This is a genomic window from Kosakonia sp. LAM2021, assembly GCF_016620385.1.
Classification (GTDB): Bacteria; Pseudomonadota; Gammaproteobacteria; order Enterobacterales; family Enterobacteriaceae; genus Kosakonia; species Kosakonia sacchari.
The window spans coordinates 594,744-611,053 of sequence record NZ_JAENHT010000001.1 but is presented as its reverse complement, the minus strand read 5'-3'; the positions used below and the strand labels follow the sequence as shown (position 1 = coordinate 611,053).

Here is a 16,310-nt window from a genome sequence, read left to right as displayed (position 1 = left end):
GGGTTAACCACCATGCGCAACCGTTTTACGACTCGTCTGGCAAAACGCCTTTTCGCCACCGCACTCCTTCTTTTTACTGCCTCAGGCCATGCTGACGTTGCAGGGCAAGCCCCCGAATACCAACAGATTGACGGGTTGATAAGAGAGCCACTTTTGCTTGCGGTCACCTTAGATAATGGTCAGCCGGCCGTGCTGGATGCCTTTGTGACCCGCATGGTCAGCCAAACGCCTTTGCCCGTGGTGTTAATCACTAATGGAACCGTTGGCACTGCCGAATTTGATCGCTGGATAATCAACCCGAACCGCTATGCCGCAACGGCTATCGCCTTTGCGCGCCACGGTTATGCAGCAGTGGTTGTCCTGCGCCAGGGCTACGGGCAATCAAGCGGTGCGGCAGAGTATGCCGATGGTTCCTGCGCGCAACCTTTACATCTGCGGGCCGGGGAGCAGGACACCCGTAACCTGCTCGCCGCCCTCGATGCCGTGCGCCACCAGCCGTGGGCCGCAGCGGATAACGCGATCCTTGCCGGGATGTCCGCAGGCGGTTTTGCGGTAATCGCTACTGGCGCGGCTAATCCACCAGGCGTTAAGGCAGTGATCAATTTCGACGGCGGAAGGGGCGCGATTGACGGGAAATCACTCTGCGATAAAACCGGTCTGCTGCAAGCTTACGCACGTTACGGGAAAACAGCGCAGATCCCGTCCCTGTGGCTGTATGCGAAAAATGATAAATCCTTCCCGCCGTCGATGGGCAAAGAGATGTTCGATGCCTATCAGCAGAGAGGCGACACGGCGCAATTCATCACGATGCCTGCCTTTGGCAACAACGGACATGTCTTTATGGATACAGCGCCGGAGAGTTTCTGGTGGCAGACGGTGGCTGCATTTCTAAAACAGCAACATTTACCGACCCGCGAAGCTGTGCCTCTGCCCGAAACGCACCTGGTGGCACCGCCCGCCCTCAATGTCGCCGGGAAAAAAGCCTTCTCAGAATATGCAGCAACGCAACGCTATGAAAAAGCCTTTGCCACAGACGAGGACGGCGACTGGGGCGCTGCGTACTGGGCCAGAAACAGCCATCAAGCCGCAGAAACGGCGCTAAGTATCTGTCAACAGGAGCAGCGTCCGGGCGCGGCTAAATGCACGGTGTACGCCATTAATAACCGTGTCGTCACCGGAAAGACGCCTTAGCCGCGAAAAGAAACCAGTCACAGAGAAAACGTACTCAGCATGGGTTGCCAGACCGGCAACCCACTCTGTGTCAGGTGAACACTCCAGACAAATTGCCCTATTCGTCATTCAATGTTGCGGTAAATGCAAAATGAGAAACTGAACCGCGAAACTGGTACAGATGCGTTGCTTCACTCATCAGTGAGTCATAAATATTTGCGCCCAGCGTTTCTTTTATCAGGCGCTGGTTTTGGTAGACCAGGCCATAAAACTGGAACTGCTTAGTGAGATGGCTATCGATACTCAAGATATTATCGACGGTAAAACCATACCTGGATAAGCATTTGCATAACGGATCACTGTTTATCAGTTGCGTTAAGGGGTAATTTTTCATCCAGTTAGTAAACGCGACTCTGCCACCGGGCTTCATTACCCTGGATAACTCTCGACATAATTGGTCATAACTACTGGCATGATTAACGCAATCAAAACCGACCAGCGCATCCAGGCTATTATCCGTGACCGGGAGATTAAAAAAATCGGCTACCTCGTAGGTAATCTCCGGATGCATATTGTTGTGCCGTGCTTTTTCGATGGCAACTGGGCTAAAGTCAGTTGCCAGCAGAGAGCAGCGCAACGCTTTAACCAGATACGGCGCGAATTCACCGCTGCCACAACCAATTTCCGCCGCGTAATAAATATCGCCCTTCTGAAGCAATTTCTCCGTCACCCAGTTGAGTGCCTTTCGTCCGACGAAGGAATATTGCCCAGCCGTAGGAATAAAATCATCGCCTAATACCTGGCGAAGGCAGGCCTGAAAGAGGTCGGTTTGCGCGAATTTGCTGTGCAGGTTGTTATAATCACCTACTTTGTCTGTAGGTTCATTAATTGCCCGGGAATCATGATTCAGACTCGCCATTACCTCTTCCTATCAGTTCTTGTAGCAACATCGGGGGCGCGACAAATTGCCTGTTCTGGCAGGATACAAGAAACGCGTTCAGATTATCCGTAGTGATAATATCGTCAAGCACTGAACGTACGGTCTCGATATAGCGCGCCTGCTCCGCTTCATCGGCGAATTTATTAATGTCTTTTCTGAGCGGTAAGTATGATGCCAACTGCGGCAACAAAGATTTGACGAAATCTATACCGTTTCGTCTGCGAAATGCAAAAGAGATATGGAGCGAGTGTGAGTTACAGGGTTCTGGCGCATGCCACTGCCCGCGCGGTAAATAGAGAAATTCGTTCGTATTGAGAATAAAACTTTCGCTCGGTGTCCCATCCGGAACAGGCATTGCGGATTTGTTTTCGGCGACAGGAAAGGCAAAATCAGGTTCATAAAGACGCCATTTTTTCTTGCCGCTCAGTTGGAAAATAAGCGTGTCACTATTATCCCAGTGCGTGGTGAATCCTTTTTCATTACCCACACTGAAAAAAATGGTTGCCCCGGTTCTTTCCTGGAAGAAAACGGATAATGACTCGGTAACTGCACGAATAGTCGTTGACAGATCTTCCGCAAAATCCAGCGCCAGAGTGGCACCGTTGTCAATCTCCTGCATTACCCGTTGCGGAATCAGCTTAATAATTCCCTCGCCCATCGCTGAGTGGCTTCGTTCATTATATTCCGCAGGCGCAAGTGGCTTTCCCGATCGAACTAATCGACAGCGTGGAAATGACAGACGGCGCGTGTTGATAATCTCTTCGAGATCAGCAGGCGTCAAAATTTCTGCTGCTGCCGCGTCAAAGTGACATTTATAAACTTTATTTTGCTGATAACAGTGCATGAATTGTTGAAAATGGTCATGACCCAGAAGCACGTCAATGGCATAATTCTCAGGCTTCATATTTGTGCTCCCCGCGTTTATAAAATGCTTCCGGATAAGTTTTTTCGTAATACCCTTTCATTTCAACTTCATCAAGTGAAAGTGCCCGACGCAAATGAAACGAACATAGAATTACAGGGGCAATTAACACCACAACGGCACCAGAAATAACGGTAAACGGAACCACCCCCAACAAACTGATATACCAGCCAGCAATGGCCACGCCAAAAGGGTTCGCCAGACTGGATAAAAAGCCTGCCATGGCGCTCATTCTTGTTCGGTAATTACGCGGCGTTGCGGTTGAGCGCAGCGTACTGAGGTTAACATTGATAAAAATAAACGCCATACCGCAGAAAAACGCCAGCGCAATAGAAATATAGATATTTCCCATCAAGACAATTGCCATGACGCTACTGCCCAAAAGGACAAAACCAAATAAAACATTATTGAGCCGCCCCGCCCATGCTCTTACGATAGCATTAATATAAAGACTGCTAACAATCAGCCCCAGAGCAAATGAGAATTCGAATGCACCAAGATAGGTAGCGGGAAGTTTTAATTCAGTGCTAATCCAGTACGGTATCGTCACGGAAAAGAAAGGAAACATCGTAAAATTAATGACAGAGGAGACCAATGCAATATGAAACTCAGATTTTACATGATAGATCGCTTTAAATGCCCCTTTCGTTTTATGGAACCAGGTCTCCTTTTCGCCTGTTGAAACGGCGTCCACATCATATTTATACAATAAAATAATAAACGCGATGCTGGACAATGCATAAACCAGTGCAGAAATGTACAGCGCAACCCCTGCTGAAAAAAGCGAAATAAGCGAGGCGGCAATCACCGGCCCTATCAACATAATAATGGAATTGATGGTCGACCGGTGCGATATAGCTTGTGTCACTTCTCCTTCTGCAACGAGATCGGGAATTAGCCCCATAATCGTGGGTTCACGTACAGATGAGATAGCGCTCATCACCACGAGTCCCGAGGTGATAGCCGCCAGGTTGAAATATCCCAGATAAATTGCCAGGCAGAATAATGCGATGATCCCTAAAACAGCAAACTGGCAGGCAATGATAAATTTGATGCGATTGAAGTGATCGCCAAATGACGCCAGAAACGGTTTAAGGTAAATCTCTGCCGCCACGGATATCGCAATGAGTGAAGAAAAAGCGACCGCAGAGTGCGTGACTTGCAGGCACCACCAGGCCATAGCCAGTCGGAAAATATGCCCCGACACCATGCCCAGCGATGTGCCCGTTTGCAATAAGAAGAAACGGGGGCCAAGACGCATCAACACATCAACTTTCATACAACCCATCCCATTCGCGCAAATTTTGCTTTTCGCTTTGTGTTAGCCCCATAATCCCGCCGGTAAGGTTAACAACGTGGGTAAGCCCCTGATCCTTAAGATACAGGATAGCGCGTTTGCTACGGCTCCCGGATTTGCAGTAACACACTATCAGTTGATCCTGAGGGAGTTCTGCGATGCGTGCCGGCAACTCCCGCATTGGGATATGCATTCCGCCGATGGAAATAACATTCCGCTCAGCCGTTTCCCTGACATCCAATAAACACAAACCGTCATTGTGTGTTTTCAGCGAAACCAACTGATTGAAATTGATGCTTTCGATCTCACTTGATTCATCATAAGCCGGTTTGATAACTGCCCGACCGCGTTTTTTGAGCCGCAATAATGAGGACCGGTTGCTCAGTGAATCATAAATCATGACGCTATCGGTAAGTACCTCCCCAATCCCGGTAATTATCTTGATCACTTCCCCGGCCTGCATCGTCCCCAGAATACCCGGTAGCGTACCCAGCACGCCCGCATCGCTGCAATTTTCGCGCAGCCCGACCTGTGGAGGCTCCGGGAATAAATCGCGATAGCTCAACGCTGGCTCTGCATTCTGGCAATAATGGAACACGGCTAATTGCCCTTCGTACTGAAAAATAGAGGCATACACTAGCGGCGTTTGTTTCTTCTCGCAAACATCATTGATGAGATATTTCGCATCAAAATTATCCGTACAATCAACTACAATATCGTACTGGCTAATAATGTCGTCAGCATTTTTTTCATCCAGAAAGACGGGATAGATTTTAACGTCAATAAAAGGATTGAGCGCCGTAATACGCCTGGCGGCATGTTCGACTTTACTTTCGCCGATGCTCTGGTAATCAAACAGCACTTGCCTTGGCAGATTACTCGCGCTTACAACATCCGAATCGACGATACCTATGTGGCCGACCCCAGCCCCTGCAAGATAGAGCAAACAGGGCGCGCCCAGACCACCGCTGCCGATAACCAGAACACGGGCATTTTTTATTTTTAGCTGCGCACTGACATCAAACCCTGGCAAAGAAAAATGCCGGAGATAGAATTCTTTTTCATTATCAGATAACGAATTCATGGTTAACCTCCCGCCACTGCAACGATGATTTGTACTCTGGAGTGCGGAGGAACCGGCTCACTCAGATCCTCTGTCATTTGTTCATTAACAAAAACATTGACGAAATTCCGCAGCGTTCTGTCACTATTAAAAAGCTGGATTTTCAAAAAAGGATAAGCGTCCGTTAGCTCATCCAAAGCAGATTGTACGTTGGTTGCGCTGCTTTCATACTCACCTTTGATATCGGTATAATTCATTAATTGTCGCGGAAGCATTATTTTAAGCATAGGACACCTCATCTCCCATGATACTCACGATCTTTTTACCTGCTGGTTTGAGTTCATTCATATTTACCAGCTGGCTCATACACCCCGAAAAATAGTTCTGCAGCCAGGCAAAACGCTCGTCATCCTGCTGAGTAAAATCTTTACTGACTCGTTTTCTGGTCATGTACTTCAGCACACAAGCAGCAAAGTGCGAGGCAAAAATAACACCACGTGCATCTTTGTCTTTAGTTCCCGACGGAAGCGTATAACGGCTTTGCTCCGAATGTTCGTGGAAGCTGTCAATTTCGCAAATCAGCCCCAGCCAGATATGCGCCATTTCATGAATAATGACTTCTTCAAGCCATGTGTAAGATTTAAAGGCTTTAGCACCAAGAAAAATTATCTGCGGGATATTATGGTTAGTCAGACTGACCATATTTTCATTTGCAGTGAGGCGTTTAAAGTTAATCGGGATAGAAAAATAAAGTTTCCATTCAGGCATAATCTGTAAAATATGCGAAATCGCATTATTGACTGCCTGCTGTTCAGACTCGCTTAGCTCGCCATATTCTGGATAATCCAGCCCCAGAGGTTGATTACGCTCACGATAAAAAACCTCAATTCTCTCAGGGTCCAAATATTCGGATAAATTATCGAAACATTGTAAAAGAGTATGCCGGTAATGTGCGACAAGCGTAATAAGCGTTTGCGCATCAAATTTATCAGAAATCATCGGCACGCCGTTGGATTTAGCAATAATATCAATATACTTCATTTCCATGCCCGACCTCTTTGTCATATAAGAACGGTTTTTGCTGAAAAAAATGAATCACATCCATACTTTTCAGCCGATAATCATTCATCCTGTCGAGCATGGCGTTAAATGACGCCCGCTGCGGCGCAGGCAACGTGCAGGTTTTCTCCCGCAGATACTTAAGCGTTCGATAACCAAACCACATATTTCGCATCTCATGCATCAGTTGATAATTCATTTCAGATGGGATAACCGACGAACGTACAGCTTCCTGCAAAAGATGTTCGATATGCACAAGCGGCTCACTGACCGGAAACCAGGGCGATTCCGTACCGTGTACCAGTGCGACATAATCATCAGGCAAATCATTGTCTTGCATAAAACGCTGAAATACCGTGCCATAACCGCGCATCCCCAGAGTATGCATTTCCGCAGCGCGCAAAGCGCCCATTGAACTCATGCCCCACACATCCCAGCCCTGTTTAAGCGCGTTTTTTATTTCAACGTGCGATACAGCCGGATAAGCATGATAAATCCCATCGACAATAACGATAGTCGCCGGACTTTCTTGCTCGATAAGTGTCTGAATATCACCACGGCGAACCGGAGGCAAAATGACAGTTTCCGGGGTAATGACTTCATCCAGCGCGATACCATAGGAGGTGGGGCCAATAAACAGGAATATATTTTCTAAGCGCATACTTACTCCTTATTCGTTTTTTCCCGACGCTGGAAAGCCGCCAAAAAACGCGGGCCAATCCGTTTCATCTCGCTTTCAATAAATTCTGCTTTTGGCACCACAACACGCAATACGCTAAACGGAAAACCTTCTGGATTGAGTTCATAAACAAAACAGTGATGAAAGCCAGCTGATACCATTTTTTCTTTAATGTAATGCCATAATTTTTCTACAGACTCGGGGACATAACCCTCTTCATCAGGCGTGATAAATGAGGTGATATATTCACTGTTAAGGATCTTCTCCCTGATGTTATTCATGATGATCTCTTCATCAAGGTGGGGATTTTGTTGATAGAAAAAGATGCGCTTAACAATATCATCTCTGCCGCCATGAATATGGGTCAGACGGCTCTGCGCCGCCTCGGTAATTGCGCGTATTGCAGCAATTTCAGCAACAGGGTGCAGCCCATAACCATCCGCTATAGAGATAGGACTTTGATTATCAGGTTCCAGCACAAAGGCAGAAAAATAAGGTAGATTGAATTCGTTAGGTGTTTTTCGCAACGCTAACATAAGGCCCGCATCTTCAATTTTTTTTCTTAACGCCTTTATTGCTTCTGGCTCTGTATTTCTGTCAACAAGGTAAGAACAATCATTGATAATATCAAAAGACTTAACATCCCTTTCCAGCACTTCACAAACACCATGAATGGCGGCTTCCATTTTCGAATTACCGGAGCATAGACCGTTGGTGGTCGTACCGCCATAAAGCGAACGCTGCCCTGCCAGATTGACCGGATGGAAAACCAGTTCAGCAGGAATAAGCGCCTCTCCTCCGCCAATAATATCTGTCGCGTGTACACAATATATTTCTTCTTCGGGCGTGAGTGTGACACCGAGTTTTGCGCCAAAAGATGAAAAAGCAAGTCCCGCCGGTAAAGAAGCCTGAATTTCTTTAAGGGTATATTTTTTTATTTCGTGTTGATGCTTCATCCCTTCCGCTAACGAAAATTCTATTGACTCCATAAAAGCGCCAATCTTGGCCTCATTTGGGCGCATCCCTTTTCCGTTATGAACATTTAATGAGCCCTTTGCCGCAAAAGGACGGATCCCGGCATAAACCGGCATACCAATTTTATCCAGCCAGGTGATGTCTGTTACCCGTGTAACCCCCATTTTCTCTGCAATTGCGTCAGCCAGAATCAATGAATCTTCGGCCGTTCTGGTTCTTATGCTTGAGCTTAACCTGTACATTGACCCTCCCGTTTAAAGAACTGCTCTGCGATAATTCGCAGAGCAGTTGAATCAGACCGACAGCAATGTTAATCGTCGTAAGTAATAAGATCGTTATTAGCATTATGACCCGTCGACGGGCCGCCAATGCCTACAGAAGCTTGTTGTTCGAAGAACTCTTTCAGGTCTGCTGAAATGTCTTCCGAAATATTTAGATTCAGTGTGGTTACATTCTCTTGCATAATTTTGACCTTAATGAAGATTAGATAAATATTCCCTCAACAGGAAAAACTTCCGTGTTAATTAATAAATGCCAAATGTGAAAAAAATGTCAACGAAGTAAAAATTAAGTTTTTATTAATGTCGTCAAAATCACATTTCTCATATTAGGATTTTCCTTATAAATAGCTATAAAACACACCCAGCCACGATACAAAAATAACCATTAAACAGTAAGATAGAGACCAAATAGTGACGCAAAAATTATTTATAAAATGTATTTTTAATATATTTTAATTGGTTAACAATACAGAATATATTAATGTAGTTTCACCCTTGCATTATATACCTCCAAATTATCACACAGCTTTTCATAAAATTAATTCATGAAAATGAATAAATTCACCACTAAGTGACAAAAACATTAATTTCAATTCAAAGTAAATATTAATTTGCGAAACCATGTTTTAAAAAAAGGCCCAAAAATGTAACGCAAAAAAAATATACCCATACTTTGTAGATGCGTACTCACTTAAATTTCAGTAGCGCTTAACTATATTTAAAGTAACAATGATTTTCCTGATTCAGTTAATTGTGATACAGGCATTCATAACGTATTGGCCGCAATATCGTGCAGCCTATGATGATAGCCAGTTGCGAACCGCACCGCTTAAACGTATGTTGATAATCATTCTGCTGATTATTCATTGCGTTAGATAATGAGGGAACATGGAATCATTGTTTGTTTACGGGACGCTTCGCCCTGGCCATTCGAATGCTTATATTCTGGAAAACATCGGTGGAGAGTGGCTGCCGGGTTACGTTACAGGAACGTTTTATGAATTTGGCTGGGGAGCCGCCGCCGATTTCCCCGGCATTGTGCTGGATAAAGACGCTCCCCGGGTTGATGGTTACCTGTTTGTATCCGCTAATCTGGCGACGCACTGGCCGATGCTGGACGAATTCGAAGAGGGCTATGATCGTGTTCTGGTAGATGTGACCACGCTCGACGGTAAGCATGTGACGGCATGGATTTATCAACTGCAACCGCAGGAAAAAGTAGCGCTGTGATTAACAGCCGTCATCGCAAGATACAGGATACCTGAGCCCGCTCTGCTGAACCTTTCTGCTGAACCAGGCCTCTCTTTTGCGGGGTTTGTGCCTCGCTAACCGTTAAGCCGCAAAACTCTGGCAGTTTGCGAAATACCGGGACGTATATGAAGAAAAGAAAACAGCGAATACCGGCGATATCGCTTCTCACTGAGGGCTGACTCTCTTCAGCAGCCCCCATCGTTGTAAAGCATGTTGAGTTGAACTCACACCAGGCGGCACTATTTTTCGTTTTTCAAACGACACACCATCAATGATACTCATCTGTAAGCCTGGTTGATCGACGTTATTTAACAATGAAACAGGAGCTGTGAGACGTTTTAAAAACGTTCATATAAAGCGACTTTCATATGTTGGCATGCCATGAGTTATTTTCATTACAGGCTTTATTTACAGCGATGAAAAACTGTCGCCAGTATATTTATGCTGCTCCAAATCATACCGCGAAAAAAATCATAAGGCACATCAAATGACATTAGAAATTTTAACTTATTTAATTGAGATCGCATTAAATAACACCCAATCTCTTTCTGAAACACAGCGGAAAACGCATTATGATCACAGCCCGCCTGAGGATGAGTTATCCGCTTTTATTACAGCGCTCTCGTCAGAAAAAGTGAATGGCGATATTCTGTTAAAAATAAAATATCGCTTACAGCTACTTTCAACTGCACAAAAAGATCATAAAAAAGCAGAAGAGTTGTTATTAGCCAACATCTCATCCGATAAAGAAGCGTTCCCGTTAATTGATTTTACAGAGTGGCCAATTGTTCGTTACGCTGTTTCAGGCGAATTACAAACTGCGGAATCGGAAGAGTATTTCAACAAAATTTCTACAGCAGCAGCGACAATACGTTCCGCGATTGTCGACTGCGAACGCGCTAAAGGAGCACCGACATTCTCTATTCTTGAAAAAGTCCTGGCGTTGAACAGCGCGTTACCTGAACGGTACAAAGCGATGGCAAATATCCTCTACTGATCTTTTGCGCGTTCGGGGATAGTTGCGATGTCCGCTTCCTGCGGCGAGCGGACATAAAAATGCAATTTCGTGCTTTCGGGAATCACGGTAACAGAGGTTACTCGTTGCCCCACTGATTCAGAAACGTCGCAATCTCATCAATACGCAGCGCGTCGATACCCGCTTCATTGGCCATCTCTTGCTGCGCCTCTTCACTGATTTCTTCGTTATTCATCAAACGGGTGATCAGTAGCTGAAAATAGTGCGCCAGCGCATCGCGTTCTGATTCTTTTACCGTTTTTTCGGTTTCCGTCGAATACTCATCCACGATGTCATAAAATTTAAGCGGTACTTCCTTACTCATACATTCCCCCGGAGGTTGAGATCGTTTGCAGTGGTTATTACCACATCAAATCATCAGGCACTTTAAAATCAGCGTACGGATCATCTTCATCTTGCTCTTCCTGACTAAGTGCGCTGTTTAATACAATACTATTCGCATCCCGCTGAGCGATTTTATCGGCTACGATTGCAGGAATAATCGCATATTCACTCTCATTCTTGCCATCAACAACCAGACGAGCAATGGCGAGACGACCGCTAATCAGTTGTGCCTGAGTATTTTTATCCACAGCTATTTTTTTAATTAACTTATTATCGGTGAAATTAAAATCAATATTGCCTTTGGCAATGGTGATCCTGTTCATTTCAATAAGTTGTTTCACCTGCGCTTTATATTCTTTCGATAACGCAGCTTGTTTTTGTTGCTCGCTTAATTGCTTATCGCGCTCAAGCTGTGCTTTTTTATTCTCTTCCACTGCCTCTCTTGCTTCACGCGCCTGAACGCGTGATTTTTTAGCAGTGCGCTGGACTTTGGCCATTTTCTTACTGGTTACTAATCCCGCTTTGAGCATCTGCTCTTGTAAGGTGAGTTTTGTCATTTTCGTCTGTAAACCGGTTGAACAATATGTCGGATTATAGCTGTAATTGTTGCCGCGAGACCAGATTGCAGCCTGCGTAGAGCAAACATTACGCTCGCCATTCCACACTCGCCACGGGGCGAAAACATTGCCATGGCCGAGCAGGTTGAGCAAAAAAGCGGGTACCATAGCGCACAGTCAATGGTGCCGAAACGCGGTATATAAAACGCCGGTTTCGGCAGCAAACCAATCTGCATGCTTTTAGACTTTAAGCAGCTTAACCGTCGCATCCACGTCTATCTCGTCTTCGGAGAAGATCAGGGTCGTTCCCTGAAAAGTGGTGATTGCCAGTTTTTTTAGCGAGCGCATTTCGCCAGGTTTAGCAGCTGATTTCGGCCGGATACTCCCCATCAACGCGCCAACAGACAGCACCGCGTTGTCTTTATCGATGCGGGTATCGGCAGGAACTTCTTCGCTGTACACGAGGTAAGATTTGATCGAAGTGAGCTTAATTCGTTCACCGGCGATATAGATGTATTTGCTATCCGGGACCACTTTCACGGCATAAGCAGACAACCCTTTGTTGTTTGTCGTGGGTTCGAACGTTACCGCCGCATCTTTTTTAATCAACTCAGGGTTGGCGACCTTAATCACATGAAAGTAACGGTTTTCTCCGTTTTCATCTCTGATAAATCCAAAACCTTTATCTTTAAACCAGGTTGTGATCTTTCCGTTCATCACCTTACCACCTACTTAATCGTTCATTTGCTCTGTTTTTGCTGCGCGCAGTTTAAAGCACAATGCCTGCGCCGACTACGTCTTTGGCTTAAGTGTCGGTGATAAATTTCCGCACTGCAAAACGGAGTGCAGCGCTTTATAAAAGCGCCGCACGATGAGGAGGTAAGGCTTTCAACGGCAGTTAAGGTTCAGCCGCCCGTCGCTTTCGGGAAAATCTCAAGGTTTTGGCTGGAGCTGTACATAGGGAAAACTAAAAAGGCCAAACCCGCCGCCCCATGCTCATACTGCACCGCCAGGTCTGCATTATGAGTAATAAACAGTTTATAATTCCACCACCGGCAACCCGCACTCATATCGGGGGTGCAATTTCGGGACGTAGTGAATAACTCACCCGCTTTTGACAGATAAAAGTAGCTAATATCCGAGTCAGTCGGTTTACTCGCTGCTTCATCCAGCAGGATAAAAGTTCTCTCACGCAACACCTTGTTCTGCGCGTCGCGCGCGGTGACCTGCATTGATTTCGCCGGGTAGTTAAAACGTAACTCAACCAATGCCGCTTTATCATCAACAACATAGAAAAGTTCGGCTAAGTCTCCTGCGCCCCAATATTTTTCCCCACTGGATTTGACGGGTTTCGTCATGAAGCGATAGACCTCATGCGCCCGAATATCCTGGCGGTTCGCATATTCCGCATTGTATTGCGCTTTCTGCGGGGAACTAATGCACCCGACAAGTAAAACCGACAGTAACAGCGTTAATACTCTGTGCATTTATATCCTCGGCCTTTATTTCGTATTCTGGCGTAATTATGCTCTTCAATGAAAAGGATCGAAAACGCCTTTCGCTACCAAAAAAGGGGGGAAGAAATATGTTCCCTGGGAAAATAACAAACCCTCCGCTGGGATAAGTGTTTATCCCTGGCTATTACCTGGCGCTGGTTTGCCGCCATCAGGAAGCAAAAAAACCTGAATCGCTTTCCGGCACTGTTGCACGCAGAAAATGATTCAGGTTTAGCCCACATCGGATAATAACGAATACGGTTACAATCCCGCGTGTCTTGCCACGAATACAGGCTGTTAATTCACCGAAAAATCTCGTAATCCATCGCGACGCTAATTTGTAAACCCGCGCAGAGTTTCAAATCAATCACGCCAGCCCATCGCCGGTGCGACATGCTTAAGAATCGACTCAATCACGTGCGCATTATATTCTACGCCTAATTGATTCGGCACCGTCAGCAGTAGCGTATCCGCTTCGGCAATGGCCTCATCCTTTTTCAGCTGTTCGATTAATTTATCCGGTTCTGCGGCGTAGCTGCGGCCAAAAACAGCGCGGGTTTTCTCATCAAGAAAGCCAATTTTATCGCTGTCATCACGGCTGCCACCAAAGTAAGCCCGATCGCGATCGTCCATTAGCGCAAAGATACTGCGGCTGACGGAAACGCGCGGCGAGCGCGCGTGCCCTGCCGCTTTCCAGGCTTCACGGTAAGCTCGAATCTGCTGCGCCTGCTGGATATGGAACGGTTCGCCGGTTTCATCATCTTTCAGCGTGGAGCTTTGCAGGTTCATCCCCAGTTTTGCCGCCCAAACCGCTGTCGCGTTCGAACCTGCGCCCCACCAGATACGTTCGCGCAAACCTTCAGACCAGGGCTCCGGGCGCAGCAAGCCTGGCGGGTTCGGGAACATCGGCTGAGGGTTCGGTTTGGCAAACCCTTCGCCGCGCAACACATCCAGAAATGTTTCCGTATGATGGCGCGCCATATCCGCATCGGTTTCGCCTTCCGCCGGCTGAAAGCCAAAATAGCGCCAGCCATCAATAACCTGTTCCGGTGAACCCCGGCTGATACCCAGTTGCAAACGCCCGCCGGAAATCAAATCCGCCGCGCCGGCATCTTCTGCCATATACAGCGGATTTTCATAGCGCATATCGATAACGCCGGTGCCAATCTCTATTTTGTGCGTTTTGGCGCCAATAGCGGCCAGTAGCGGGAAAGGTGAGCTGAGCTGGCGGGCAAAGTGATGCACGCGGAAATACGCACCGTCCGCGCCGAGCTCTTCAGCGGCAACCGCCAGATCGATGGATTGCAGCAGCGTATCAGCCGCCGAACGCGTCGCGGATTGCGGCGAAGGTGTCCAGTGACCAAATGACAAAAATCCGATCTTCTTCATGGCGTCGTTATCCTTCTGTTCAGAGAGGTAATCAGCAGACGGGAATTAGTTTCCCGTCCAGGATTGCCCCTACTCTACGCACTCCCTGAGAAGAATAAATACCGATTGTTTAACCTTAAAGTTCAAATTTATTGATAAACCATTCTATAGCGGTTGTTTATCTATCGAGTTGTTCACAGCAGGCGCACTAATATTTACCGGCATACCGGAACGGCGCTCCAGTTCCTGGTTTGCGCGGTTCGCATCAATGCCTTCGCCTTTCATCAACGCATGTAATACTGGGGTAGCGGGAAGCGGGACTTTGTTGCTGGACTCAAACTCGGCGCGATTACGGGATAGCGGTTCGTGAACTTCCACCCAACTACTGCCATCCGGCTCGGTGGTGATTTTGACCGGCTGGTCGATAATCTGCACCCGCGTTCCCACAGGCACGTTGTCGAAGAGGTATTTAATGTCGTCGCTGCGTAAACGGATACAGCCCTGACTGACACGAAGCCCAATGCCAAAATTAGCATTCGTACCGTGAATGGCGTACAGCTTCCCGATATAGATAGCATAAAGCCCCATCGGGTTATCCGGCCCGGCAGGCACAAACGCAGGTAAAGTTTTTCCCTCTTTCTCGTACGCTTTTCGGGTATTCGCCGTGGGCGTCCAGGTTGGCCCTTCCTGCTTGCGTTCCACCGAAGTCACCCAGTTGCGCGGTGTTTCGCGTCCGGCCTGGCCGATGCCAATCGGTAAGATTTCGACCGTATTCGAATCTTTTGGGTAATAGTAGAGGCGCATTTCCGCAACGTTAATCACAATGCCTTCGCGGACAGTAGCGGGCAGGATCACCTGCTGCGGAATGACCAGTTGTGAGCCAGCTTTAGGTAAAAAGGGATCGGCATCCGGGTTGGCTTCAAGCATATTACTCAACCCCTGTCCGTACTTCGCGGCGAACGCTTCCAGCGGTAACGTGTTTCCCTGCGAAATGGTGATAGTTTGCGGGCTTCCCACCAGCCGACTGCCTTCCGGCGGCAGTGGATAGCTCACGGCCTGCGCGCCCTGGGCACAGAGTAAAGCAACACAACAGCAAAACAGTTTAACGCAGCGCATCATCTTTTCCTCGGGCGCAACGGATATTTGCTAATGATAGTTTGCTTTGCAGATTTTCTCTTTTTTACAGCGCGTTATCGCTTCAGAGCGCAAAGCCATAGTGCGAGCCATCTGGCAGCTCAATATCAATGCATAGCTTGCTGCCTGTCGCCTCCACGTAGCGCTTCAGCGTGGAAAGTTTAATATCCCGCCCCTGCTTTTCCATCACCGCTACCGTGGGTTGTTTCAGCCCCAACTCCTGCGCCATTTCGATCTGCGTTTTTTGGACCCGCTCACGCAGCTCGGCAAGGTGGATGTTGAGCAGCATCTCTTGCGCGAGTGACTGCGCAGCGGTGACAACATCGGCCTTTTGTTCGGCAATTAGCTGTTCCAGCGTTTTGCTCATCGTGTTACTCCTTGATTTTAATCTTGTGCAGATGGTGCGTTAGCTCCCGATCTGCAATCTGGATCATCACATCGTAAAAGCGTTTTTCATGACTCGCCTTGTTGCCAGCGCAAAGCAATATGCCCACGCGCTGCGGATCAAAGGCATAAAAGACCCGAAACGGCTCGCCACGGCTTTGTATGCGCAGCTCTTTCATATTGTTATAACGCGAGCCTTTTACTGTATCCGCGTAAGGTCTTGGTAGCTGCGGACCTTTAACCCGGAGCACCATCAGCGCCGCCAGCACACTGGCGCGATCGTTGTCACCCAGTGCATCAAACCACTTTTCAAACGTCTGCGTCATTGTTATCTGCCACACAACACACCTCAGTAATATAGATCAAAAACTATA

Annotated in this window: 20 protein-coding genes; 3 read left to right on the top strand and 17 right to left on the bottom strand. The window is 47.1% G+C overall.

Annotated features, from left to right (window positions below):
• The first annotated feature begins 12 nt into the window (after positions 1-12).
• Positions 13-1,191 carry a dienelactone hydrolase family protein gene (locus tag JKP81_RS02785; protein ID WP_200550533.1) on the top strand — a complete coding sequence of 393 codons (1,179 nt, stop codon included), beginning with the start codon at positions 13-15 and terminating at the stop codon, positions 1,189-1,191.
• A 97-nt stretch (positions 1,192-1,288) separates the two neighbouring features.
• Here the strand turns inward: JKP81_RS02785 and JKP81_RS02780 are convergent, their stop codons facing one another.
• The 9 genes from JKP81_RS02780 to JKP81_RS02740 all read right to left on the bottom strand — a co-directional run bounded on the left by JKP81_RS02780 (position 1,289) and on the right by JKP81_RS02740 (position 8,568).
• Positions 1,289-2,089, bottom strand: coding sequence for a class I SAM-dependent methyltransferase (locus tag JKP81_RS02780; protein WP_200550532.1), 801 nt, complete (start codon positions 2,087-2,089; stop codon positions 1,289-1,291).
• Positions 2,070-3,014, bottom strand: a complete 945-nt coding sequence (locus tag JKP81_RS02775; protein WP_200550531.1) for a JmjC domain-containing protein — start codon at positions 3,012-3,014, stop codon at positions 2,070-2,072. Before JKP81_RS02775 ends, JKP81_RS02780 begins: the two co-directional genes overlap by 20 nt.
• Entirely contained in the window at positions 3,004-4,311 is a 1,308-nt protein-coding gene (locus JKP81_RS02770; protein WP_200550530.1) for an MFS transporter, read from the bottom strand. The genes JKP81_RS02775 and JKP81_RS02770 overlap by 11 nt, the downstream gene beginning before the upstream one ends.
• The gene (locus tag JKP81_RS02765) at positions 4,301-5,413 is read right to left on the bottom strand and encodes a HesA/MoeB/ThiF family protein (RefSeq protein WP_200550529.1); all 1,113 of its coding nucleotides are present in this window, start codon (positions 5,411-5,413) and stop codon (positions 4,301-4,303) included. The genes JKP81_RS02770 and JKP81_RS02765 overlap by 11 nt, the downstream gene beginning before the upstream one ends.
• A 2-nt stretch (positions 5,414-5,415) precedes the next feature.
• Positions 5,416-5,679, bottom strand: coding sequence for a MoaD/ThiS family protein (locus tag JKP81_RS02760; RefSeq protein ID WP_200550528.1), 264 nt, complete (start codon positions 5,677-5,679; stop codon positions 5,416-5,418).
• Complete coding sequence (locus JKP81_RS02755) at positions 5,672-6,439, bottom strand: hypothetical protein (protein WP_200550527.1); 768 nt, start codon at positions 6,437-6,439, stop codon at positions 5,672-5,674. The genes JKP81_RS02760 and JKP81_RS02755 overlap by 8 nt, the downstream gene beginning before the upstream one ends.
• Positions 6,420-7,112 (bottom strand): TfuA-like protein, encoded by a 693-nt coding sequence (locus JKP81_RS02750; protein ID WP_200550526.1) that lies wholly within the window; start codon positions 7,110-7,112, stop codon positions 6,420-6,422. Before JKP81_RS02750 ends, JKP81_RS02755 begins: the two co-directional genes overlap by 20 nt.
• A 2-nt stretch (positions 7,113-7,114) precedes the next feature.
• Entirely contained in the window at positions 7,115-8,347 is a 1,233-nt protein-coding gene (locus JKP81_RS02745) for a YcaO-like family protein (protein ID WP_086873076.1), read from the bottom strand.
• A gap of 68 nt (positions 8,348-8,415) precedes the next feature.
• Positions 8,416-8,568, bottom strand: a complete 153-nt coding sequence (locus JKP81_RS02740) for a hypothetical protein (RefSeq protein WP_159457499.1) — start codon at positions 8,566-8,568, stop codon at positions 8,416-8,418.
• A 706-nt stretch (positions 8,569-9,274) separates the two neighbouring features.
• On the opposite strand from JKP81_RS02740, the gene JKP81_RS02735 reads away from it, so the two are divergent.
• Together JKP81_RS02735 and JKP81_RS02730 are read left to right on the top strand one after the other, a co-directional pair.
• Complete coding sequence (locus JKP81_RS02735; RefSeq protein ID WP_200550525.1) at positions 9,275-9,616, top strand: gamma-glutamylcyclotransferase family protein; 342 nt, start codon at positions 9,275-9,277, stop codon at positions 9,614-9,616.
• A 508-nt stretch (positions 9,617-10,124) separates the two neighbouring features.
• Positions 10,125-10,634 carry a hypothetical protein gene (locus tag JKP81_RS02730; protein WP_200550524.1) on the top strand — a complete coding sequence of 170 codons (510 nt, stop codon included), beginning with the start codon at positions 10,125-10,127 and terminating at the stop codon, positions 10,632-10,634.
• A 97-nt stretch (positions 10,635-10,731) separates the two neighbouring features.
• Here JKP81_RS02730 and JKP81_RS02725 read toward each other — a convergent pair whose 3' ends face one another.
• The 8 genes from JKP81_RS02725 to JKP81_RS02690 form a co-directional block, all read right to left on the bottom strand.
• The gene (locus tag JKP81_RS02725; protein ID WP_200550523.1) at positions 10,732-10,977 is read right to left on the bottom strand and encodes a DUF2543 family protein; all 246 of its coding nucleotides are present in this window, start codon (positions 10,975-10,977) and stop codon (positions 10,732-10,734) included.
• Between the two features lie 37 nt (positions 10,978-11,014).
• Complete coding sequence (locus JKP81_RS02720; RefSeq protein WP_200550522.1) at positions 11,015-11,554, bottom strand: DUF2058 domain-containing protein; 540 nt, start codon at positions 11,552-11,554, stop codon at positions 11,015-11,017.
• A gap of 240 nt (positions 11,555-11,794) precedes the next feature.
• Entirely contained in the window at positions 11,795-12,271 is a 477-nt protein-coding gene (locus JKP81_RS02715) for a cold-shock protein (protein WP_200550521.1), read from the bottom strand.
• Positions 12,272-12,459: 188 nt separating this feature from the next.
• Positions 12,460-12,912 (bottom strand): hypothetical protein, encoded by a 453-nt coding sequence (locus JKP81_RS02710; RefSeq protein ID WP_234455463.1) that lies wholly within the window; start codon positions 12,910-12,912, stop codon positions 12,460-12,462.
• A gap of 501 nt (positions 12,913-13,413) precedes the next feature.
• Entirely contained in the window at positions 13,414-14,439 is a 1,026-nt protein-coding gene (locus JKP81_RS02705; RefSeq protein WP_200550519.1) for an LLM class flavin-dependent oxidoreductase, read from the bottom strand.
• A 144-nt stretch (positions 14,440-14,583) separates the two neighbouring features.
• The gene (gene ldtA, locus JKP81_RS02700; protein WP_200550518.1) at positions 14,584-15,534 is read right to left on the bottom strand and encodes a L,D-transpeptidase; all 951 of its coding nucleotides are present in this window, start codon (positions 15,532-15,534) and stop codon (positions 14,584-14,586) included.
• 82 nt (positions 15,535-15,616) lie between these two features.
• Positions 15,617-15,919, bottom strand: coding sequence for a helix-turn-helix domain-containing protein (locus JKP81_RS02695; protein ID WP_200550517.1), 303 nt, complete (start codon positions 15,917-15,919; stop codon positions 15,617-15,619).
• A gap of 4 nt (positions 15,920-15,923) precedes the next feature.
• Positions 15,924-16,277 (bottom strand): type II toxin-antitoxin system RelE/ParE family toxin, encoded by a 354-nt coding sequence (locus JKP81_RS02690; protein ID WP_200550516.1) that lies wholly within the window; start codon positions 16,275-16,277, stop codon positions 15,924-15,926.
• Between the last annotated feature and the right edge of the window lie 33 nt (positions 16,278-16,310).